Annotated in this window: 16 protein-coding genes and 1 pseudogene; 10 read left to right on the top strand and 7 right to left on the bottom strand. The window is 62.6% G+C overall.

The features are described 5' to 3' along the window. Nucleotides 1–265: 265 nt before the first annotated feature. Entirely contained in the window at nt 266–1699 is a 1434-nt protein-coding gene (locus RAS12_RS10165; protein WP_306947900.1) for an aldehyde dehydrogenase family protein, read from the top strand. A gap of 113 nt (nt 1700–1812) precedes the next feature. Beyond that, entirely contained in the window at nt 1813–2517 is a 705-nt protein-coding gene (locus RAS12_RS10160; RefSeq protein WP_306947898.1) for a riboflavin synthase subunit alpha, read from the top strand. 171 nt (nt 2518–2688) lie between these two features. Here the strand turns inward: RAS12_RS10160 and RAS12_RS10155 are convergent, their stop codons facing one another. Beyond that, nucleotides 2689–4185, bottom strand: coding sequence for a M81 family metallopeptidase (locus tag RAS12_RS10155; protein WP_306947896.1), 1497 nt, complete (start codon nt 4183–4185; stop codon nt 2689–2691). A gap of 336 nt (nt 4186–4521) precedes the next feature. Between RAS12_RS10155 and speG the strand changes: the two genes are divergently transcribed. Further along, entirely contained in the window at nt 4522–5106 is a 585-nt protein-coding gene (gene speG / locus RAS12_RS10150; protein ID WP_306947895.1) for a spermidine N1-acetyltransferase, read from the top strand. A 74-nt stretch (nt 5107–5180) separates the two neighbouring features. Here the strand turns inward: speG and RAS12_RS10145 are convergent, their stop codons facing one another. Both RAS12_RS10145 and RAS12_RS31160 read right to left on the bottom strand, forming a co-directional pair. Further along, complete coding sequence (locus tag RAS12_RS10145) at nt 5181–7001, bottom strand: heavy metal translocating P-type ATPase (protein ID WP_503366822.1); 1821 nt, start codon at nt 6999–7001, stop codon at nt 5181–5183. Nucleotides 7002–7121: 120 nt separating this feature from the next. Next, nucleotides 7122–7286: pseudogene (locus RAS12_RS31160) on the bottom strand (cation transporter); the annotation flags it as partial. 111 nt (nt 7287–7397) lie between these two features. Here RAS12_RS31160 and RAS12_RS10140 point away from each other — a divergent pair. The 7 genes from RAS12_RS10140 (at nt 7398) to lpdA (ending at nt 14112) form a co-directional block, all read left to right on the top strand. Further along, nucleotides 7398–7643, top strand: a complete 246-nt coding sequence (locus tag RAS12_RS10140; RefSeq protein ID WP_306947891.1) for a hypothetical protein — start codon at nt 7398–7400, stop codon at nt 7641–7643. Nucleotides 7644–7747: 104 nt separating this feature from the next. Then, nucleotides 7748–8182, top strand: a complete 435-nt coding sequence (cadR, locus tag RAS12_RS10135) for a Cd(II)/Pb(II)-responsive transcriptional regulator (RefSeq protein ID WP_306947889.1) — start codon at nt 7748–7750, stop codon at nt 8180–8182. Nucleotides 8183–8294: 112 nt separating this feature from the next. Then, entirely contained in the window at nt 8295–8888 is a 594-nt protein-coding gene (locus RAS12_RS10130) for a nitroreductase family protein (RefSeq protein ID WP_306947887.1), read from the top strand. 185 nt (nt 8889–9073) lie between these two features. Next, on the top strand, nt 9074–10306 hold the full coding sequence (locus RAS12_RS10125; RefSeq protein WP_306947885.1) for a 3-methyl-2-oxobutanoate dehydrogenase (2-methylpropanoyl-transferring) subunit alpha: 1233 nt from the start codon (nt 9074–9076) through the stop codon (nt 10304–10306). Nucleotides 10307–10308: 2 nt separating this feature from the next. Next, nucleotides 10309–11352: an alpha-ketoacid dehydrogenase subunit beta gene (locus tag RAS12_RS10120; RefSeq protein ID WP_046804595.1), complete on the top strand. Its 1044-nt coding sequence runs from the start codon at nt 10309–10311 to the stop codon at nt 11350–11352. Between the two features lies 1 nt (nt 11353). Further along, nucleotides 11354–12706, top strand: a complete 1353-nt coding sequence (locus tag RAS12_RS10115; protein WP_306947880.1) for a dihydrolipoamide acetyltransferase family protein — start codon at nt 11354–11356, stop codon at nt 12704–12706. A 2-nt stretch (nt 12707–12708) separates the two neighbouring features. Beyond that, a complete protein-coding gene (gene lpdA / locus RAS12_RS10110; RefSeq protein ID WP_306947878.1) occupies nt 12709–14112 on the top strand; it encodes a dihydrolipoyl dehydrogenase in 1404 nt (467 codons plus the stop codon). Between the two features lie 38 nt (nt 14113–14150). Here lpdA and RAS12_RS10105 read toward each other — a convergent pair whose 3' ends face one another. The 4 genes from RAS12_RS10105 to RAS12_RS10090 form a co-directional block, all read right to left on the bottom strand. Continuing rightward, nucleotides 14151–16157 (bottom strand): PEP/pyruvate-binding domain-containing protein, encoded by a 2007-nt coding sequence (locus RAS12_RS10105; protein WP_306947876.1) that lies wholly within the window; start codon nt 16155–16157, stop codon nt 14151–14153. Nucleotides 16158–16525: 368 nt separating this feature from the next. Continuing rightward, a complete protein-coding gene (locus RAS12_RS10100) occupies nt 16526–19039 on the bottom strand; it encodes a TonB-dependent siderophore receptor (RefSeq protein WP_306947874.1) in 2514 nt (837 codons plus the stop codon). Nucleotides 19040–19246: 207 nt separating this feature from the next. After that, the gene (locus RAS12_RS10095; protein WP_306947872.1) at nt 19247–20233 is read right to left on the bottom strand and encodes a FecR family protein; all 987 of its coding nucleotides are present in this window, start codon (nt 20231–20233) and stop codon (nt 19247–19249) included. A 13-nt stretch (nt 20234–20246) separates the two neighbouring features. Next, on the bottom strand, nt 20247–20753 hold the full coding sequence (locus RAS12_RS10090; protein WP_306947870.1) for an RNA polymerase sigma factor: 507 nt from the start codon (nt 20751–20753) through the stop codon (nt 20247–20249). Between the last annotated feature and the right edge of the window lie 23 nt (nt 20754–20776).

Genomic DNA, 20776 nt, shown 5'->3' with positions numbered 1-20776 from the left:
AAAATATCCTGAAGCTTGGGATAAAGGCTGTCAATTCAATTGACAAGTTACATCGGCCTCCCGTAACTTGCCATAAAACCACATCGCCTGCCGCATGACGCGCAGGCGGCGCAACCGGCCTGCCGGATGCGCCAGGAGACCACGCCACTATGGGCCCCCGCACACTCACCGTTTTTCCGCACATTCGCATGTGCGTGGAACGCTGCGCGCGTGCCGGCGGCTTTTCTGCAACCGGCCGTCCGGCCGCTACTTTACTGCGCACATCGTGACTCAGAAGAACTTTATCGCCAACCAATGGGTGGCCGCCGCCACCGGTGAAACCATTCCCGTCCTGAACCCGTCCGATGGCCAGCCGTTCGAGGCTATCGCTCGTTCCCGCGAAGCGGACGTAGACCAGGCCGTTCAGGCCGCCCGGCAAGCATTTGAAGGCGAGTGGGGCCAGATGGCGCCTGCTGCGCGCAGCCGTTTGCTGATGAAAATCGCCTTCACGCTGTTGGACCGCCAGGAAGAATTGGCGCAGCTGGAATCCGCCGACACCGGCAAGCCGATCAAGCAGGCTCGCGCGGATGCCGCAGCGGTTGCTCGCTATTTTGAGTTTTACGCTGGCGCCGTCGATAAGCTGCACGGCGAGACCATTCCCTACACCCCGGGCTTTACGGTGCTGACCGTGCGCGAACCGCATGGCGTGACGGGCCACATCGTGCCTTGGAACTATCCGTTGCAGATTTTCGGGCGCAGCGTCGGCGCGGCGTTGGCTGCGGGCAATGCCTGCGTGGTCAAGCCCGCCGAAGACGCTTGCCTGTCGCTGTTGAAGCTGGCCGAAATTGCGGCTGAAGTGGGCTTGCCCGCAGGCGCGCTCAATATCTGCACGGGCTACGGGCATGAAGCGGGCGCGGCGTTGACTGCGCATCCCGGCATCGATCACATTTCGTTCACCGGTTCGCCGCAAACGGGCAAGATGGTGGCCCACGCAGCCGCCGAAAACCACGTGCCGGTCACGCTGGAATTGGGCGGCAAGTCGCCCCAGATCGTATTTGACGACGCGGATCTGGACGCGGCCCTGCCGGTGTTGCTGGCCGCCATTATTCAAAATGCCGGTCAGACCTGCTCTGCGGGCAGCCGGGTGCTGATCCAGCGCGGCGTGTACGAAACCGTGTTGAAGCGCCTGTCCGACGCATTTTCGGCCACTGTCACTGGCGCGGCCGCGCAAGACCTGGACGTGGGCCCGCTGATCAACGCCCGTCAGCACGATCGTGTGCGCGGTTTCCTGGCGGAAGCCGAGGCCGAAGGGCTGAAGGTTGCCGCGCGCGGCAAGCTGAAGGAAGGCACCCCCGAGGCTGGCTTCTATCAACCGCCCGTGCTGTTCCGCGACGTACCGCCCAACAGCCGTCTGGCGCAGGATGAAGTGTTCGGCCCCGTGCTGGCCGCCATGGTGTTCGACACCGAGGAAGAAGCGCTGGCAATCGCCAATGGCACCTTGTACGGCTTGGTCGCTGGCGTCTGGACCCGCGACGGCGGCCGTCAGATGCGCTTGGCCCGCAAGCTGCGCGCCGGTCAGGTGTTCATCAACAACTACGGCGCGGGCGGCGGCGTGGAACTGCCCTTCGGCGGTTCGCGCCAGTCTGGCTATGGCCGTGAAAAGGGCTTTGAAGCGCTGTATGGCTTCACCAGCTTGAAGACCATCGCGATTCGTCATTGATCGCGCGCCGGGTGGCGCTTGCCACCCGGCGTATGCGGGGCGGTTCCTGGCAAAATATCGGTTAACGTTGATGTTTTAGTCCAGGGGCCTGCCGCCCCGTATTCAGGATCTGTATGTTCACCGGTATTGTTCAAGGCACCGCGAAGATCGCGAAAATCGCGGATCGCGAAGGCCTGCGCACCTTCACGCTGGATTTCCCCCCTGGTTTCTGCGTTGACCTGGCCATAGGCGCCAGCGTATCAACAGACGGCGTCTGCCTGACCGTCACCGAAATCCTGTCTGAAAACCAGGCCACCTTTGACGTGATGCTGCAAAGCCTGGCCATCACCACGCTGGGCAGCTATTCAGAAGGCGACCGCGCCAATGTGGAGCGCGCAGCCAAGGATGGCGCAGAAATCGGCGGCCACCCTTTGTCCGGCCACGTCGATTTCACGTCCGAAGTGATCATGGTGAAGTCGTCCGACACCAACCGGCTGATGCGCTTTAGCATCCCGGAAGCTTTCCGCCGGTACGTCTTCGCCAAGGGGTACATCGCCATCAATGGCGCCAGCCTGACCGTGTCGGAAGTCAACCGTACAGAAGGCTGGTTTGAAGTCTGGCTGATCCCCGAAACCCGCCGCATGACGGTGTTTGAAGACAAGCAAGTGGGTGACTTCGTCAATATCGAAATCGAACGCAGCACGCAGGTGGTGGTCGACACCGTGCGCGAGACCGTCCAGGAAAGCTTGGGCAAGCTGCAACCCTTGCTGGAAGCCATTTTGAAAGAAAAAGGGCTGACGCTGGAAGACTTTGTCAGCCCGCAAGGCAAGCTGAATTAACGCGGCGAAAACCCGGGGGCAGGTAACACCTGGAGCACGTGCAAATGCCGGGGCACCGGTATCAGGCAAGGCGCTGACATAAGCCGAAGCATCGGCAAAACCCGAAGCACGGGTCACAGACGGGCAGGGCGCTTTGACGCGCTCCTGCCCGTTACCGTTTTGACCGCTTGTTTAACGCTCCGCGAACGGCTGCCCCAGCGGCCGCACGCGAATGCCGGGTTGCAGGCGGGTCCAGGGCAGGTCCGCCGGATCGGCTTGCATCGGCCCTGGCGCTTTGGCCACCAGCACTTCTTGCGCAATGGGTTGGAAGTCGGCGCGGAAATGCACCGAACTCTTCACCACCAGAATCGCCATGTCTTCGGGCTGCACGCCGCCGACGCGAAACAGGTTGCGATCCAGCATCTGCGCTTTGCTGGCGCTGACCACCACGCGCACGCCGCCGATCCGCAGACCAGCGACTGCACCCAGATCCACATCCATGCCATGCATCATCGGGCCGTCAAAACGCAGCTTGCCGGGCGAAAGCGTTTCCACGATGAATTCACCTTCAAAGGCGGAGTCGCCCACCACGCCAGACTGGCCGCCCAGACGTAACTTCACCCGCTTGCCTATGCCGGCAGCCGTTGCAGCCTGCACGGCCGCAGGGTCAAAGAACAGACCCAGCGCCGCGTTCTGCGCGTCTGCTTCAACCAGCGCGCGCAGCATGCCTGTTGTGTTGGCATCACCGCCCGCGCCGGGGTTATCTTGCGTGTCTGCAATCACGATAGGGCGCGACGCGCCGGCAGCCAGCGCCTGGGCTTGCCGCACGGCTTCAGCGGGTTTCAGAAAATCGGGCGACCATTGCGGTTCCAGTTCCAGCACGCGCTGATACAGCGTTTCGGTGACCCTTTCGACTGCCGTGGCATCGGTTCCGTAAGCCCACACCACCGGCCCGCATTCCGGAAAATCCGCTGCGGGAAACCCTGGCGCAAACGAGATGGATGTGACGCCTGGCGTCTGTTCCAGTTGCGCCAGCAGCTCATAGACGCCTTGCGACGGTTGCAGCATGGTGCACATGCCGTTGATCGGAATCAGGAAAGGAAGCCGGCGTTCACGGCGGTGCCATTGGCCGCCCGCAGCAATGCGGGCCAACAGCAGCCGCGCCGCATGTTCGCCAGTATCGGCCATGTCTACGTGCGGATAGGTGCGAAAAGCAGCCAGGCCGTCGGCCTCTTGCAGCATCTGCGCCGTCACGTTGGCGTGCAGGTCCAGACTGGCGATAACGGGTACGTCCGGTCCGACGATCTGACGCACACGCGCCAGCAGCTCGCCTTCGCCGTCGTCCAGGTGTTCGGTGACCATGGCGCCGTGCAGATCCAGATAGACGGCGTCGTAGCGTTCTGCACGGGCTGCGTCCAGGATTTCACCTGCGATGCGTTCATACGCGTCACAGGTGACGTGGGCAGAAGGGCTTGCGCCTGCCCAAATTACCGTGCGCACCGTATGGCCTTGAGCCTGGATGGCGTTGAGGAAACCGCCGGCAGGAATATTGACCGAGCGCAGCGCCAGCATGGCTTCGCCGCGAACCATGGCCGGAAAGCCCTCGCCGCGAACGAAGTTGTCGTACCCCGCCTTGGAAGGCGCAAAGGTATTGGTCTCGTGCTGGAAGCCAGCCACCAGAATGTGCATGTTTGTTTCCCCTTTATCGGATGTGAGACGAATAGTGGAAGAGGGCGGCGTTTGAAGCAATATGCAGGATGACAAATAAGTGTCAGTGGGGGCCGTTCGGGCATGTGTCGGGCAAGGTCGCAACCTGCGTGGGCGGTACACCTGAAATGCTCAAGATTACGTCGTACTACGTTACGTTTTTACTGAAAATAAAAATACAAGAATGAGGTGTATCAATGCTTGTGAGCCATTTATGGCCTAAGGGCAGCATAAATACTCAATAAAATATCAAGACTCCCATGAATTGGGCATTACGGGGCGCGCTCGAATATAATCACCGCACTTTCGGAGGTTTCTATGTCGGTAATATCCGATATCAAAATACGCCCCCTGGAGCGTGGCGACCTGCACTTTGTGCACAAGATCAACAATAACGACGTCATCATGCGTTATTGGTTCGAAGAGCCCTACGAGGCCTACGACGAACTGGTCGCCCTGTATGACCGCCACTTGCACGATCAGAACGAGCGGCGCTTTATCATCGAGCACGACACCGGGCAACCCGCAGGCCTGGTCGAGCTGGTGGAAATCGACTACATCCACCGTCGCGCCGAATTCCAGATCATCATTGCGCCCAGTTATCAGGGCAGGGGTTACGCCAAAGCGGCTACCCGAATCGCGGTGGGTTATGCCTTCCGTGTGTTGAACCTGCACAAGGTCTATCTGGTGGTCGATAAAGACAACACAGCGGCGGTTCACGTGTATGAACGCTGCGGTTTCCAGATTGAAGGGCTGTTGCGCGAAGAGTTCTTTTCCAACGGCGACTATCGCGATGCTTACCGCATGGCGCTGCTGCAACACGATCATCTGCGCGATGTCGGTCCCGGTGCGCCTGATGCCCCGGTGCTGCGCGATTGGCCGCAGGAAGAACAGACGGGCTGACGCCCATCCATGCGGCGCAAAATCGGGCAGGCCCGGCCATCAGTTGGCCGGGCCTGCCCGATTTCCTACAGATCCTACTTAGCCGCCCGCAGCAAACGCAGGCCGTTGGCAACCACCAGCAGGCTCGCGCCCACGTCGGCGAATACCGCCATCCATAAGGTTGCGTGGCCTGTCATCGCCAAGACCAGGAACACCACCTTGATGCCGAGCGCCATCACGATGTTCTGGATCAGCACGCGGTGCGTAGCGATCGACAGGCGCAGGAAGGTGCCAATCTTGCGCAAGTCGTCGTCCATCAGAGCCACGTCGGCCGTTTCAATCGCTGTGCCGGTGCCCGCTGCGCCCATCGCAAAACCGATGTCGGCGCGAGCCAGGGCGGGTGCATCATTGATGCCGTCGCCGACCATGCCTACTTTGCCTTGCTGCGACAGCTTGCTTTCGATAGCGGCCAGCTTGTCTTCGGGCAGTTGATCGCCGCGGGCTTCATCAATACCAACTTGCTTGGCAATGGCTTGGGCCGTGGGCGTGTTGTCGCCCGTCAGCATCAGGGTGCGCACGCCCAGCGAGTGCAGGTCGGCAATGGCGGCCGCGCTGGTCGGCTTGACCGTATCGGCCACGGCGGCCAGTGCCAGGACGCGGCTGCCATCAGTCAGCGCGATGGCGCTTTTGCCTTGGCGTTCCAGTTCATCCAGACGCGCTTCCAGCTTGGGGCTGGACACGCCCAGTTCGCGCATCAGGCGGCGGTTGCCCAGTTGGAACGTTACGCCGTCGATCTGTGCGCTGACGCCACGGCCGGGCAGGGCGGTAAAGGCGTCAACGTCCAGCAGCGCGGTGCCTGCATCGCGGGCGGCATTAGCCACGGCCAGCGAGACGGGGTGGTCCGAGCGGGCAGCCAGGCTGGCGGCGATCAATGCGGCCGGGTGGCGGGTCTGATCGGACACATCCCAATCTTGCAGATCGGTCTGCACCGGCTTGCCGTGGGTCAACGTGCCGGTCTTGTCCAGCGCCAGCCACTTCAAGTTGCGGCCTTCTTCCAGATACACGCCGCCCTTGACCAGAATGCCGCGCCGCGATGCCGCCGTCAGGCCGCTGACAATACTGACCGGAGTCGAGATCACCAGAGCGCAGGGGCAGGCGATGATCAGCAGCGCCAGCGCGCGATAGATCGCGTCAAACCAGGGTTGGCTCCACAGCAAGGGCGGTAGCACCGCGACCAGTACGGCTACGCCGACCACGGCTGGCGTGTAGATGCGCGAGAACTTGTCGATGAAACGCTGGGTGGGCGCGCGAGCGCCTTGCGCCTGTTCCACGGCGTGGATGATGCGGGCCAGCGTCGTGTTGCCGGCCGCAGCCGTCACGCGGTATTCGAACGAACCCGCCGCGTTCACGGTGGCCGCAAAGACGGGGTCGTCCTGGGCCTTTTCCACGGGCAGGCTTTCACCGGTAATGGGCGATTGATCAATCGCTGAGCTGCCGCTGACAATGATGCCGTCGGCGGCAATGCGTTCGCCCGGGCGCACACGGACGATAGCGCCCACCTGGAGTTGTGCCGCCGGCACTTCGGCCCAGCTGCCGTCAGCCTGCCGCACCGTGGCGGTTTCGGGCGCCAGGTCCAGTAAGCCCCGGATAGCGTTGCGGGCGCGGTCCAGGGACCGGGCCTCGATCAGCTCGGCGATGGTGAAGAGGAACATCACCATGGCGGCCTCGGGCCACTGTCCGATCATTACGGCGCCCGTGACGGCGATGCTCATCAACGCGTTGATATTGAGGTTGCCGTTGCGCACGGCAATCCAGCCCTTGCGATACGTCGTGAGGCCGCAGGCCAGGATGGAGGCGACAGCCAGCGCCGCAGTGATCGCCAGCGGCCAATCTGCAAAGTGCGAGAACTCCGACATGGCCGCGAGCAGGCCCGAGCCGCCGATCAGCCACCAGTTCACGCGCTTGGCCTCGGGGGCGGGCGCGTTCGCCGCGCCGTCGGCCAAGGGTTCGGGGGTCATGTCGAGCGACTTGATGGCCGCAATGATGCGGTCCAGCGCGCCTTCGGCGTGGACCACGGTCAAGATGCGCTGCATCAGGTTGAAATCCAGTGCATGCACGCCATCGAGCGCGTTGAGCTTTTTACGGATCAATGTTTCTTCGGTCGGGCAGTCCATCTGACCGATGCGCAGGCGCGCCAGCAACTGGCCCGGGCCGGCTGTCAATGTGCTTGCGGCGGCAGCGCCGCCAGTAAAGGCGAAATTCTGCGTGTCGTGATTTTGGCCGCAGCAGCCGGCGTCCGGTGCCGCGTGGCTGTGAGTGTGATCGTCGCCGTTGGCGCTGACGTGATCGTGAGCGTGGTCATGGCCGTGATCGTGGCCAGCGTGGTCGTGGTCGGCGTGCTCATGTCCTTGACCGTGGTCAGTGTGATCATGTCCAGCGTGGTCATGTTTGACCATGGCCGCGTCGTTTCCCTTTTGGTCATGCGCGTGCCCGTCGCCGTTGCAGCAGGCAGTGCCATGCCCCGAAGGTTGAAGTTCGTGTGGTTTGACCGTAGGTAAAGACATTTCTATCGCCTCCCAATAAGCTATGACCGTATTCCACACCTTGGAGTTACTATAGGGTCAACCCCCTAAATCAATCGGATGCGATCCAGGAGGCAGCAATGCGTATTGGCGAATTGGCCACGGCGGCCGGTACCACGGTCGAAACCGTGAGGTACTACGAGAAAGAAGGGCTGTTGCCCGCCCCGGACCGGGGTTTGAACAATTACCGCAGTTATGGGCAATCCCATCTGGAACGTCTGCGGCTAATACGAAACTGCCGCGCGCTCGATATGACGCAGGACGAAATCCGCGCCATTCTTTCTCTTGCCGACAATCATCAATCTGGTTGCGGCCCCATTAATGAATTGTTCGACGAGCACATCTCACACGTGGATGAGCGCATCGCGGAATTGACGCAATTGAAGACCCAGTTGACCGAGCTGCGTCAGCGCTGCCTGTCTGCGCACCCCGACGCAGAAAACTGCGGCATCCTGCATGGCCTGAGCGAAATGCAGGTCGAAGAACGCCAGGAACGGCACACGCACCTGGGCTGAACAGCGTCAGACCAGGTATGGATGCCCTTGCTGCAGGGCGGGGGATACAGGCCCCGGCTGCGGCAATCGCTTAATATGAGAATCTGTTTCTTTCCCATTTGCGCCCGACTCAATGACCGTATCCACCACTGCTACCCCGTTGCACGCCCTGGCCACACGCCGCTCCGTCAAGTTTCTGCGCGCGCCCGCGCCCAAGCCCGACGAGCTTGAACAGATTCTGCAAGCCGCCATGTCGGCGCCTGATCATGGCGCCTTGCGACCCTGGCGGTTTGTTGTGATCCAGGGCGAGGCTATCGGAAAGCTGGCCGACGTGGCGCTGGAAGCCGTCAAGCGCAGCGGTGATCCGCGCATGACGCCCGAGAAAGAAAAGTCGGTGCGTGAATGGATGTCGGCGGTGCCTTTGTTCATCGGTCTGGCGCAGAAGATTGCGCATGACAACACGAAGATTCCTGAACAGGAACAACTGCTGGCGGCCGGCTGCGCCACGATGAACATCCTGAACGCCGTGCATATGCTGGGCTACGGCGCGTTCTGGAGCACGGGCATGGGCACCTACGTCGAAGACGTGCAAAATGCGCTGGGCCTGGATTCGCTGGACTACCGTTTCCTGGGCTTCCTGGCCGTGGGCACACCTGCTTGCGCGGTGCCGCCGGCCAACCGGCCCAACTTCTCCGACTTTGTGACGGAGTGGACTGGGCCGGTCTGAACAAGCCCGCACCCGAACCCTGATTTGCCTGTCTCCACGACCCGTCCCCTGTGCTAAATTCGTCAACGGCCACGCATATATATCCCTATGCGCGGGCCGACGATGGCAGCGCTTGAGGTCACACGCCTTTGGCAATGTCTTGGTAGGAAAAAAACGCGTGACACGATCAAGCGTGGAGACAAAATATGAGCCAATATGGGCCGTTGAAGTTGCACGTCCCCGAGCCCACAGGGCGTCCGGGTTGCAAGACCGACTTTTCCTATTTGCATCTGTCGCCGCCCGGCGAGGTGCCCAAACCCCCCATTGATGTTGCCGCGGTCGAGACCGGCGGACTGGCTTACAGCCTGGTCCGGGTGATCGACGACGACGGCCGCGCAGTCGGGCCTTGGGCGCCTGAGATCAGCAATGATCTGCTGCGCGCCGGCATGCGGAACATGCTGAAGACGCGCATCTTCGACGGGCGCATGTTGACCGCCCAGCGCAAGAAGAAGATCTCGTTCTACATGCAGAGCCTGGGCGAAGAAGCCATCGGCTCGGCACATGCGCTGGCGCTGGAGCAGGGGGATATGTGTTTCCCAACCTACCGCCAGCAAAGCATTCTGCTGTCGCGCGACGTGTCGCTGGTGACCATGATGTGCCAGCTGATGTCGAACGAACGCGACCCGCTCAAGGGCCGTCAGCTGCCGGTCATGTATTCCGACCGTGAAAACGGTTTCTTCACGATTTCCGGCAACCTGGCCACGCAATTCATTCAGGCCGTGGGCTGGGCGATGGCATCGGCGATCAAGGGCGATACGCGTATTGCGTCGGCCTGGATTGGCGACGGCGCCACGGCCGAGGCCGACTTTCATACGGCATTGACGTTTGCGCACGTGTACCGCGCGCCCGTCATCCTGAATGTGGTCAACAATCAGTGGGCCATCTCCACCTTCCAGGCGATAGCTGGCGGCGAAGGCGCGACCTTCGCGGGCCGCGGCGTGGGCTGCGGCATTGCGTCGCTGCGAGTGGATGGCAATGATTTCCTGGCGGTGTATTCCGCCTCGCGCTGGGCCGCCGAGCGCGCCCGCCGCAATCTGGGGCCGACCCTGATCGAATGGGTGACGTACCGCGCTGGTCCGCACTCGACTTCCGACGATCCCTCCAAGTACCGCCCTGGCGACGACTGGAGCCACTTCCCGTTGGGCGACCCGATCGAGCGCTTTAAAAAGCATTTGATCAGCCTTGGCATCTGGTCCGACGCCGAGCACGACGCTGTCCGCGCCGAGCTCGATGCCGAGATCGTTGCCGCCCAGAAGGAAGCGGAAAGCTACGGCACGCTGGTGGACGGTCACGTCCCCAGCGCCGCCAGCATCTTTGAGGACGTCTACAAAGACATGCCGGAGCATCTGCGCCGGCAGCGCCAGCAGCTCGGAGTCTGATCATGGCAATCGATAACAACGCTGGTCCGGCCTCTGCGCCGATGACCATGATCCAGGCATTGCGTTCGGCCATGGATGTGATGCTGGAACGTGACAACAACGTCGTGGTGTTCGGGCAAGACGTCGGATATTTTGGCGGCGTGTTCCGCTGCACCGAGGGCTTGCAGACAAAATACGGCAGCTCGCGCGTGTTCGACACGCCGATTTCCGAAGGCGGCATCGTGGGCGTCGCGGTAGGCATGGGCGCCTACGGCTTGCGGCCCGTGTGCGAGATCCAGTTTGCCGATTACTTCTATCCGGCCTCGGACCAGATCGTGTCTGAAGCCGCGCGCCTGCGCTACCGCTCGGTAGGCGAATTCATTGCGCCGATGACCATCCGCATGCCTTGCGGCGGCGGTATCTATGGCGGGCAGACGCACAGCCAGAGTCCCGAGGCGATGTTCACGCAGGTTTGCGGTTTGCGCACGGTGATGCCGTCCAATCCGTATGACGCCAAAGGCTTGTTGATCGCGTCCATCGAGAACGATGATCCGGTTATTTTCCTGGAACCCAAGCGGCTATATAACGGCCCGTTCGACGGCCACCATGACCGTCCGGTGACGCCATGGACGGGACGCCCCGGCAGTGTGGTGCCCACGGGGTATTACACCGTGCCGCTGGATACGGCCGCCATTGTGCGGCCGGGCAATGCGCTGACCGTGCTGACCTATGGCACCACCGTGTATGTCTCGTTGACCGCCGCCGAAGAAACCGGCATCGATGCCGAAGTCATAGACCTGCGCAGCCTGTGGCCGCTGGATCTGGAAACCATCGTGAACTCGGTGAAAAAGACCGGCCGCTGCGTGGTGGTGCACGAAGCCACACGTACCTGCGGTTATGGCGCCGAGCTGATTGCCCTGGTGCAAGAGCACTGCTTCCATCACCTGGAGGCGCCTGTTGAGCGCGTGACCGGTTGGGACACTCCCTATCCGCACGCGCAGGAATGGGCGTACTTCCCCGGCCCGCGCCGGGTTGGCGAAGCGTTCAAACGCGCGATGGAGGTTTGAGATGGGCATTCATGTCATCAAGATGCCGGACATCGGCGAAGGCATTGCAGAAGTTGAACTCGTAGGCTGGCACGTCAAGGTGGGCGACACCGTCGCCGAAGACCAGCCGCTGGCGGACGTCATGACCGACAAGGCTACGGTAGAAATTCCGTCGCCGGTCGTTGGCAAGGTAATTGCGCTGGGCGGCGATGTGGGCCAGGTCATGGCCGTGGGCGGTGAACTGATACGCCTGGAAGTGGAAGGCGAAGGCAATCTGAAGGCCGGGGCTGGCGCGGCGCCTGCCGCGGCACAGAAGCCCTCCGCCCCGGCGGCTTCCGAACCCGCCGTAGCGCCCAAAGCCGCCGCAGGCCAGTCTGCATCGGCCGGTGGCGTTGGCGGGCAAATTGCGGCATCCATGGCATCGCCGTCGCCTGCGCCCGCTAAAGCACCGGCTGCGCGCTCTGCGCCGTCAGCACCGGTCGTAGCGCGTCAACCGGGTGACAAGCCGCTCGCGTCTCCGGCCGTGCGCAAGCGCGCCTGGGATTTGGGCGTAGAGCTGCGTTATGTGCAGGGCAGCGGGCCAGCCGGCCGCGTCATGCATGAGGATCTGGACGCGTACTTGCAATCGCAGGGTTCGGGAAGCAGCGCGCGCGCCGCTTCGGCCTATGCCGAACGCAACGATGAAGAGGCGGTGCCTGTCATCGGTCTGCGCAGGAAGATCGCGCAGAAGATGGCGGAATCCAAGCGCCGCATTCCGCATTTCAGCTATGTCGAGGAAATCGATGTGACTGAATTGGAAGACCTGCGCGTGCAGTTGAACCTGAAATGGGGTGAGTCGCGCGGCAAGCTGACCTTGTTGCCGCTGTTGGCCCGTGCCATGGTGGTGGCGCTGCGAGACTTTCCGCAGATCAACGCTCGCTATGACGATGAAGCAGGTGTGGTGACGCGCTATGGCGCCGTTCATATCGGCATCGCCACGCAAAGCGATGGCGGTCTGATGGTGCCGGTGTTGCGCCACGCCGAAGCCCGCGACCTGTGGTCCATTGCCGCCGAAATCGGGCGGCTGGCGCAGGCCGTGCGTAGCGGCAGTGCGGGACGCGACGAGCTGTCTGGTTCCACCATCACCATCACCAGCCTGGGCCCCTTGGGCGGCATCGTCACCACTCCGGTGATCAACCACCCCGAAGTCGGCATTGTGGGCGTGAACCGCATTGTTGAACGGCCCGCCATCCGCAACGGCGCGGTGGTTGCACGCAAGCTGATGAATCTTTCCTCGTCTTTTGACCACCGCGTGGTGGACGGCATGGACGCGGCGCGATTCATTCAGGCGGTGCGTGCGTTGCTGGAACAACCCGCGCTGCTTTTCGTGGAGTAAGCATGAGCCAGATCACAAAAACGACGACTTTGCTGGTGATCGGCGGCGGCCCCGGCGGGTATGTGGCCGCCATCCGCGCTGGTCAACTGGGTGTGCCGACCATATTGGTTGAAGGCGCCCAATTGGGCGGCACCTGCTTGAACGTCGGCTGCATCCCGTCAAAGGCACTGATCCACGCAGCCGAAGAATTCGACAAGACGCGCCACTATGCAGGCAAATCAGCCCTGGGCATTTCGGTGTCCACGCCCGCCATCGACATTGCGCAGACGGTGGCCTGGAAGGACGGCATCGTCGGCAAGCTGACCGGTGGCGTGGGCGCTTTGTTGAAGAAGAATGGCGTAGAAGTGGTGCAGGGCTGGGCCAGCCTGCTGGACGGCAAGACGGTTGAAGTGGCTACGGCCGAAGGCGGCAGCCTTCGCATCCAGTGCGATCACCTGTTGCTGGCGGCCGGGTCCGAGCCCACGCCGCTGGTGTCGATGCCGTTTGGCGGCATGGTGGTGTCGTCCACCGAAGCGTTGTCGCCTACGTCCATCCCCAAGCAGCTTGTGGTGGTCGGCGGCGGATATATCGGCCTGGAATTGGGCACGGTGTATCGCAAGCTGGGTTCTGACGTGGCCGTTGTGGAAGCTCAAGACCGCATCCTGCCGACCTATGACGCCGAGCTCACCAAACCCGTTGCAGCGTCACTGGCCAAGCTGGGCGTGGAGCTGCATCTGGGCCGCAAAGTGTTGGGCTTGAATGGCGCGGGCAACGCGGTGCGCGTGCAGGATGCGTCGGGCGCCGAAACGCTGTTGCCAGCCGACCGCGTGCTGATCGCCGTGGGACGCCGTCCGCGCACGCAAGGCTGGGGGCTGGAAACCCTGCAACTGGATCGCAAGGGCAATGCGCTGCGCATTGACGATCAATGCCGCACTTCCATGCGCGACGTGTGGGCCATTGGTGATATTGCCGGTGAACCCATGCTGGCGCATCGGGCCATGGCGCAAGGCGAGATGGTGGCTGAACTGGTGGCCGGCAAGCGCCGCCATTTCCAGCCAGCTTCGATTCCTGCCGTGTGCTTTACCGACCCGGAAGTCGTGGTGGCGGGCCTTTCGCCTTCCGAGGCGGAAAGCGCGGGGCTGGATTGCCTGGCGGCGTCTTTCCCGTTTGCCGCGAATGGCCGCGCCATGACGCTGGAGTCCACTGACGGCTTTGTGCGCGTGGTGGCCCGGCGCGACAACCATTTGATCGTGGGATGGCAGGCGGTGGGGCGCGGCGTGTCGGAACTGTCGACAGCGTTTGGCCAGTCGCTGGAAATGGGCGCTACGCTGGAAGATGTAGCGGGCACCATTCATGCGCACCCGACATTGGGCGAAGCCGTGCAGGAAGCGGCGCTCAAGGCGTTGGGGCACGCGCTGCACATCTAGTAAAGCGCGTGCGGGTAAGTCCGGGGCGGCGTCTGCCGCTACCGGCTTCCGTCGACGTACGGCCGGGCCTGCAGGATCAGGATCTTGTCCCCCTGCACGGCCCATTCGATATCTTGATCGGCATTGCCCAGGCGCAGTTTGATCTGGCTGCCTACCGTTGCCAGCCGGGCAACCAGCGCATCATTCAATACCTGGCGCGAACCTTCAATGGGCACTTCGCGCACGCCGCCTGCGGCATCTGCCACAAGCTGGGTATCTTCGGCCGACCGGCTCAGCACCTGCACGGCTTTGGACCAGCTGGAATACATGATCTGTTCAGCCTGGCGCTTGCCTTCCACCACTTTGATGCCCAAACCGCGTTTGGCGGAAATGTAGGTGACATACCGGCGCGAGGCATCGAAAGGATCGCGCGTGATCATCACGCCCGAGCTGTCCGACGCGGCGGCTTGCTGCACCAGCACGGCCATCACCACGCCATCCTGGCCGATGCCCGCTGCGCGCCGCGCCTCGTAGGCTTCAAAGTTGTAGACCGACGCCCATACTGTTTTCACCGCTTGCGTAAGCGCGTCGGCCTGCGTCACGTTGGGCACCGTGGTGTAGAGGCCCGCGCCGCTGAAACCGGGCAGATCCTCGGAATTGGACGAGCTGCGTACGAAGACGCCACGGCCCTGCAATTGCTTCTGCCAGCTGTCGTGCCACGCGGCAGCAAGCGCCGGGTCGGGTTTGGCTTGAACGATGTCCTGGCGCAGCGCGGCAAGTTCGGCGCGGCGGACGGTGGCGTCGCTGGCGAAGTCCGGCCGCTGTTCCAGCGCGGCGATGCGTTCGGGCACGTGCAACTGCGCCATGAACGCCGCGTACTGCGCGAATGGGATGCAGAAGCCATCAGGCACGCTGGCCAACGGCGGCAGCGCGGACTTCAGCGCACCCAGGTTTGCCGCCTTGACGCCGCAATGGCGGCTGTCGCGCGTGGACATGCCGGTCAACGGCTTGATTGCCTTGACGCTCAGGTCGGGCTTGGGCAGCGGCAGGGCGGCTGTCTTCACGGGTGTCGCGGACACGTCGGGTTTGGCGATGCGCTGCACCTGGTAGCCGTTGCTGGTCACGGTCAATTCCACCCACTGGCCGTCATGCTCGCGCAGCGCTGCCACGGCGTCGCGCACATAAGCATTGGGGATGCGCCAGCCCTTGGCCAGCAAGTTTACGTGCGATAGCAGCGTGGACGGCCGTTGCGTGACCAGCCCCGCAACCGGCGGCAGGGCGACCGGCACTTCGTCCAGGACCACGATGTCGGTCGGCGCCAGATCGGGCGTGTCTTCCACGGACGCGACGATGCGCATCCGCCCTTGCGCGCGGCCTGTGTTCAGCGGCAAAAAGGTCTGCTCGCGCAACAAGGCTTCCTGCGTTACGTACTCCACACCCGCCCCTTGCGCTGTCTGCTCGTGCATCGTGGAGTTGGCCTTGAAGCGCAAGGGCTCATAGAACGTGGCGCGCAGCCGTTCACCCGTCAGGGCCAGCAATTCGGGGGTCAAGCGGTCGCCTTCCCAGAATTCATACGTGTAGCCGGGCAGGTCGCGCTGCCAACTCAGGGTGCCGAAGAGCAGGCGGCGGTTCGGGTCCTTGTATTGCGCAATCAGCGTGTCCTTGTCCTGGCCGGGCAATAGACGGCGTTCACGGGCAAAGTTCTCGTGCAGCGTGTAGCGCGGCGTATCGATGTAGTAAATGCGGTCGCCGCGTTGCCGGTCGATCACAAACAGCACATGAGGAATTTCCAGCGGCGTGCCGGCGTTATACACGCGGGCCAATTGCTGGAATTCGGCTTGGCTTGTGATCTGGCCAAGAAAGGCCGGACCGGCATGCTTGGCATTTTCTGCCTGCCGCGCTTCGCGCTCGTCAGGGCGCAGCGGCCGCTGATTTTCATAGGGCGAAGGTTTGCGGGCGGTTTGCGCCTGTGCCGCGGGGGCGATGCTGGCGGTCAATAGGCCGAGCGCGGTTAGGACGATCAGGCTAGGGCGGGTAAGACCGCGTGATGCAGGCAAAGGACGCATGAAAGGCTGGCCGGATGCAGAGAGTTGCGATGATATCGGAGCGCTCGGGCGTTGCCGTGGATGTGTGTGTCTGGATGTAGCAAGCTATATATCCAAATCGCTCAAAAAAATACCCAATTTCAGGGATACACAAAAGCCCGCAAATCCCGTGTAATTTGCGCTCGGCTATATGCCGCGCCGGCGATGCGATAGCGCGGCCTTCATGTGCGCATGGACGGCAACGATATTTCGTAGGGCCTTTGTGCAGGGGGAGCATCTGCTGCCTCTGCATTTTTTATTTCTGCCTACGAATGATGGGCCGATATGCGGCAGCGCATGCGGCCCAAGCTAGGGCAGGAGCGCGCAAACGCCCCTAGCCGCAGCTCTTGTCAGTACGTCCCGCGTAAAGTCAGCATGACATTGCGTGGCGCGCCGTACCAGTTGCCGCCGTTCGAGGCGCCGACGCGCTCGTAGTACACCTTGTCGAACAGGTTGTTCACGTTCACCGTCGCGGTCCATTGCGGCGCAAAACGGTATTGCGCCATCAAGTTGACCGTGGCGTAGCCCGCCTGCTGGAACTTGTATGGCGTGGATGTTCCCGAGTCCCGCGAATACGCCGTGCCGGTGACGTAGTTGGCGCTTTGCACCTGTGCGCTGCCGCCAATTCGCCAGCGCGACAGATCGCCCGGCAAGGTGTAGACGGTAGACAGCTTCAGCAGATGCCGCGGCGTGATGCTGCTGTAGACCGAGTCGTCCGTTTTGTCGCGAGTGTTGTTGAAGGTGTAGCCCAGTGCGACTTCCCAGCCCGGCGATACTTCGCCGCCGATCTCCATGTCCACTCCGCGGCTGACCACTTTGCCTTGCGCCAGATAGCAGCAGTTGCCGGCCCAGGCGTCGTAGTCTTCCGGGTAGCGGGGGTCCAGCACGCCGGTGCCGGTGCGCTCGACGTTGAACAGGCTGAAGGTAGCGTTCAGGCGCCCATCCAATAATTCACCCTTGAAGCCCATTTCATAACTCTTGCCTTTGATGGCGGGCAGCGACGAGCCGGGCAGGGGGCCGGACTTCAGCAGGCCTTGAGGTTTATGGATGGTGGCATAGCTGACATAGGCCGACCACGCGTCGCTCAGGTCATAAATGACGCCGCCGTAGGGCGTGGTGGCAGTGGGTTCGCGGTAGGCGGTTTTTGAATAGGGAACCCAGCCGCCATTGCTGGGTTCCGACACGGTCTGGAAGAACTTATAGGAGCTCAAGCGCGCGCCGGCGATCAAATGCAGGCGCTCGGTCGGGTTGATCCGCAATAGGCCGTAAACGCCTTTCTGCTCTTGTCCCCACGGGTCGTAGCGTTCGTTCTCGGGCAGGCTCAGATCGGGATTCCAGGCGTTGCGGTCAAAGACATTGACCGGCACTGTCCATTCATTCAAAGGCTTGGCGACGGACCACGTGCCTTCGCTGCGCTGCCAGTCGGCGCCCAGCAGCGCTTCATGCGTGCCGCCGAACAAATCGAAGCTGCCGGACAGGTTTACGTCCAGCAGGTTCTGGGTGTTGCTCATCGCATAGCGGCCGCCGCCCCAGGTCGCGCCCAGACCCGTGGCGCGATCTACGCCGCCGTTGGCAAACGCGGTGAGCGATTTGCTATCGGTTTCTTCGCGCGTGTAGTTGGCTTTGAAGCGCCAGGTGTCGCCCAGGCGTTGTTCCAGCTGGGCAAAGATCTGCTTGGTGTCGGAATGGACGTAGGCCCAGGGCTGGCTCAGGTTGGTCGAGCGCGACAGGCCGATGTCGCCGCCGTCGGTGTAGCGGGGCAGGCCGCTGCGGCTGCCTTGTTCGCGCAGCCGGCTGAAGCTGCCGCCCACGGTCAGCAATGTGCTGCGCGTAAGGTCTGCCTCAAGTACGCCATAGATCTGCGGGGTCTCGGTGCTGCTGTGCGACATGTACGAGCCCGCGTCGCCATATACGGCCACCGCGCGTCCGCGCAGCCTGCCATCGAATCCCAGTGGACCGGTCGCGTCGATCATGCTGCGGTAGTTGTCCCAACTGCCGGCAGAGGCTTCCACCGTCAGCTGGTTTTCCGCCAGCGGCTTTTTGCGCACCAGGTTGATAATGCCACCGGGGTCGCCCATCCCGCCCAGCAGGCCAGAAGCCCCGCGCATGATTTCGACGCGATCGTAAAACGCCATGTCTTGCGTTGTGCTGTAGGTGTAAGACCCCAGCGTCATCGGCGCGCCGCCATCCACCTGCATGCTCGTGATCTGGAACCCGCGCGAGTAGAAATCCGACGAATTGGAGTTCACGCGGCGTACCGTGATACCGGGCGCGCGGCTCATCGCGTCGGTCACGTTCACCAGATGCTGATCGTCGATCAGTTGGCGGGTCACGACCGAGACCGATTGCGGCACCTCACGAAAGGTCAGATCCGTTTTGGACGCCGTGCTGGTGACCTGGCTGGTGTAGGAACCCGTGCCTTCGGTCGTGCCGTCGGCCGCGCGGCGCGCGATGACGGTCACTGCCGCCATGGTCGTGGCATCCAGGTTGGAGGGTTCCGGTTCGATAACGACGGTATTGCCGCGGATGACGGCGATCAGGCCGCTGCCGGCCAGAATGCGATCCAGAGCTTGCTGCGGCGTGAGGCGGCCCGATACGGGCGGCGCCGTTTTTCCTGCAACGAGTTCCGGTGCGTAAAGCACTTCCAGAGCGGCTTGGCGGCTGATTTCCACCAGCGCGTCATGCAAGGGCTGCCGTGCGGTATTGACGAGAACGGCTGCGTCTTGAGCCTGGGCAGGGGGGGCTTGGGTCAGGCATAGCGCCAGCATCAGCGATAGCGTCAGCGGCAGCGTGCGAATCGCTGTGCGTGGTGCGCGCAGTCGCAACGGCAGGGCGGCGCCGTCGCGGGAAAGTCTACGGTTCACAAGAATAGTTCCAATAATGATTCTCAGCGGCAAATACCGCGCTACCCTTTGGCCAAAGGTCTCCTCGGGCCGGCGCGCTGCGCGGCCGCCCCTCATAGCTAAAGAGTGCGGATGGGGCGGAAACCCTGAAGAAATTCGGAGCCGGATATGAAACCAAATGCAACCAATGGCCGTGGTTGCTGGTTGCCCGGGGGCATCGCGGCGGCGTTAGCGCGGCCTGACTACGTAGCGGTGATCGCCTTCTGATTCGATGCGCACGGGGGCGATACGGGGTAGCAGTTCAAGGAAACTGGCTGGCTGATCAATACTGAGTGCGCCGGCGACTCGCACCTTTTCCAATCCCGCGCCGGACAGCCGGATCGAATAGGGCGCATATCGGTTCATTTCGGCGATCGCGGCTGATAACGGCGTGTTGTTGAAGACGATGCGCCCTTGGTGCCATGCGGTAAGCGTTGCGGTATCGACGGCCTGCGCGGCGCTCAACCCCGAAGCGGAGGCGCTCAGGCCCTGGCCGGGTACCAATTGCTCGCGTTGCCAGAACCTCCAGCCAGATGGCTTGACCTCTACCGAGCCGGACAGCACGGCGACTTCGGTTGCGCCGCTATTGCTGCGCACATTGAAGCGCGTGCCGGTTACCCGGACCTGAGCGTCGCCCGTCCTCACGATGAACGGGCGGTCTGCATCAGGTTTGACAGAAAAGGTGATCTCGCCGGACGCCAGATCTACCTCGCGTCGATCCGGGTAAAAACGCACGCTGGCCTTGGTATCCGTGTTCAGTTCAAGCACGGAATCATCGGACAGGGCGACTTGCCGGCGTTCGCCATGGCCGCTGGATAGTTCCGCGTTGTAGGAAGGGTCGGCGCTGTGCAGCAGCGGAATGGCAGCCAGACCGATCACCAGAGCAGCGCCTCCGGCCATCGCAATGGCCGGCCAGTTTGCAAGACGGCGTCTCGCCGGCGCGGCGGCCGGTTCACGCGCCAGGGCGCGCAGCCGCTCCGCTGGCACTGCCAACGTGTCGCGCCACACGTCATCCAGCAGCGCATATTCGCGGGCATGCAGCGGGGCCTGTTGCAACCAGACGGCAAACGCCTCGCGGTCTGCATCGCTCATCCTGCCCGAGCGTTCACGCGCATACCAGAACGCGGCCGCATCACGCGGGTCGTCAAAGGCCGGAACAGGGCCGGTATCGGTCATGGGGGCAGCGGGCTCAGTCGGGCGCATAGCGGTGCAGGACTTCACGCAAGTGGCGCATGGCGCGCATGATATAGCGTTCGACAGAATTCAGAGACACGCCGAGACGCGTGGCAACTTCCTGCTGAGAATAACCTTCCAGGCGGTGCCAGATATAGGCCTGGCGGCATTTGACCGGCAATTGCAAAAGCGCGGCTTCCACTGCGTCGGCCAACTGCGCGCTGCGAACGCCTGCGCTGCTGTCGGTGTCTTGCGGATGATCTTCTTCGTGGATTTCGTGCAAGGGCAGGGTGGGTAACCGCGCCTGTCTGCGCGCATTGGTGGCCAGACTGTTCACGCTTGCGCGATACAGGTAGGCCTGCGGTTCCAGGATATGGTTGCTGTCCGCCTTCAACAGCCCGACCGCGGCATCTTGCAGGGCATCTTCGGCCTCGTGCGTGTTGCCCACTTTGCGCACCCATCCGCGGATCATGTCTGCATAGCAGCCAAGCCAGCCTTTGTCTTGAGGGTCGCTGCGAGGCATGGACGGGTCGGGGAACTGGGTGG

Origin of the sequence: Achromobacter seleniivolatilans (assembly GCF_030864005.1) — a bacterium.
Lineage (GTDB): Bacteria > Pseudomonadota > Gammaproteobacteria > Burkholderiales > Burkholderiaceae_B > Achromobacter > Achromobacter seleniivolatilans.
Note: the sequence above shows the minus strand (reverse complement) of the source record. Positions and strands in the feature narration are given on the sequence as shown.

What these genes read in the sequence shown, in the direction of transcription:
- RAS12_RS10120 (WP_046804595.1), top strand. Translation starts at nt 10,309, where the DNA reads ATGGCAATCGATAACAACGCTGGTCCGGCCTCTGCGCCGATGACCATG.
- RAS12_RS10095 (WP_306947872.1), bottom strand. Translation starts at nt 20,233, where the DNA reads ATGACCGATACCGGCCCTGTTCCGGCCTTTGACGACCCGCGTGATGCG.
- cadR (WP_306947889.1), top strand. Translation starts at nt 7,748, where the DNA reads ATGCGTATTGGCGAATTGGCCACGGCGGCCGGTACCACGGTCGAAACC.
- RAS12_RS10145 (WP_503366822.1), bottom strand. Translation starts at nt 7,001, where the DNA reads ATGTCGGAGTTCTCGCACTTTGCAGATTGGCCGCTGGCGATCACTGCG.
- RAS12_RS10160 (WP_306947898.1), top strand. Translation starts at nt 1,813, where the DNA reads ATGTTCACCGGTATTGTTCAAGGCACCGCGAAGATCGCGAAAATCGCG.
- speG (WP_306947895.1), top strand. Translation starts at nt 4,522, where the DNA reads ATGTCGGTAATATCCGATATCAAAATACGCCCCCTGGAGCGTGGCGAC.
- RAS12_RS10090 (WP_306947870.1), bottom strand. Translation starts at nt 20,753, where the DNA reads ATGCCTCGCAGCGACCCTCAAGACAAAGGCTGGCTTGGCTGCTATGCA.
- RAS12_RS10115 (WP_306947880.1), top strand. Translation starts at nt 11,354, where the DNA reads ATGGGCATTCATGTCATCAAGATGCCGGACATCGGCGAAGGCATTGCA.
- RAS12_RS10155 (WP_306947896.1), bottom strand. Translation starts at nt 4,185, where the DNA reads ATGCACATTCTGGTGGCTGGCTTCCAGCACGAGACCAATACCTTTGCG.
- RAS12_RS10105 (WP_306947876.1), bottom strand. Translation starts at nt 16,157, where the DNA reads ATGCGTCCTTTGCCTGCATCACGCGGTCTTACCCGCCCTAGCCTGATC.
- RAS12_RS10125 (WP_306947885.1), top strand. Translation starts at nt 9,074, where the DNA reads ATGAGCCAATATGGGCCGTTGAAGTTGCACGTCCCCGAGCCCACAGGG.
- lpdA (WP_306947878.1), top strand. Translation starts at nt 12,709, where the DNA reads ATGAGCCAGATCACAAAAACGACGACTTTGCTGGTGATCGGCGGCGGC.
- RAS12_RS10130 (WP_306947887.1), top strand. Translation starts at nt 8,295, where the DNA reads ATGACCGTATCCACCACTGCTACCCCGTTGCACGCCCTGGCCACACGC.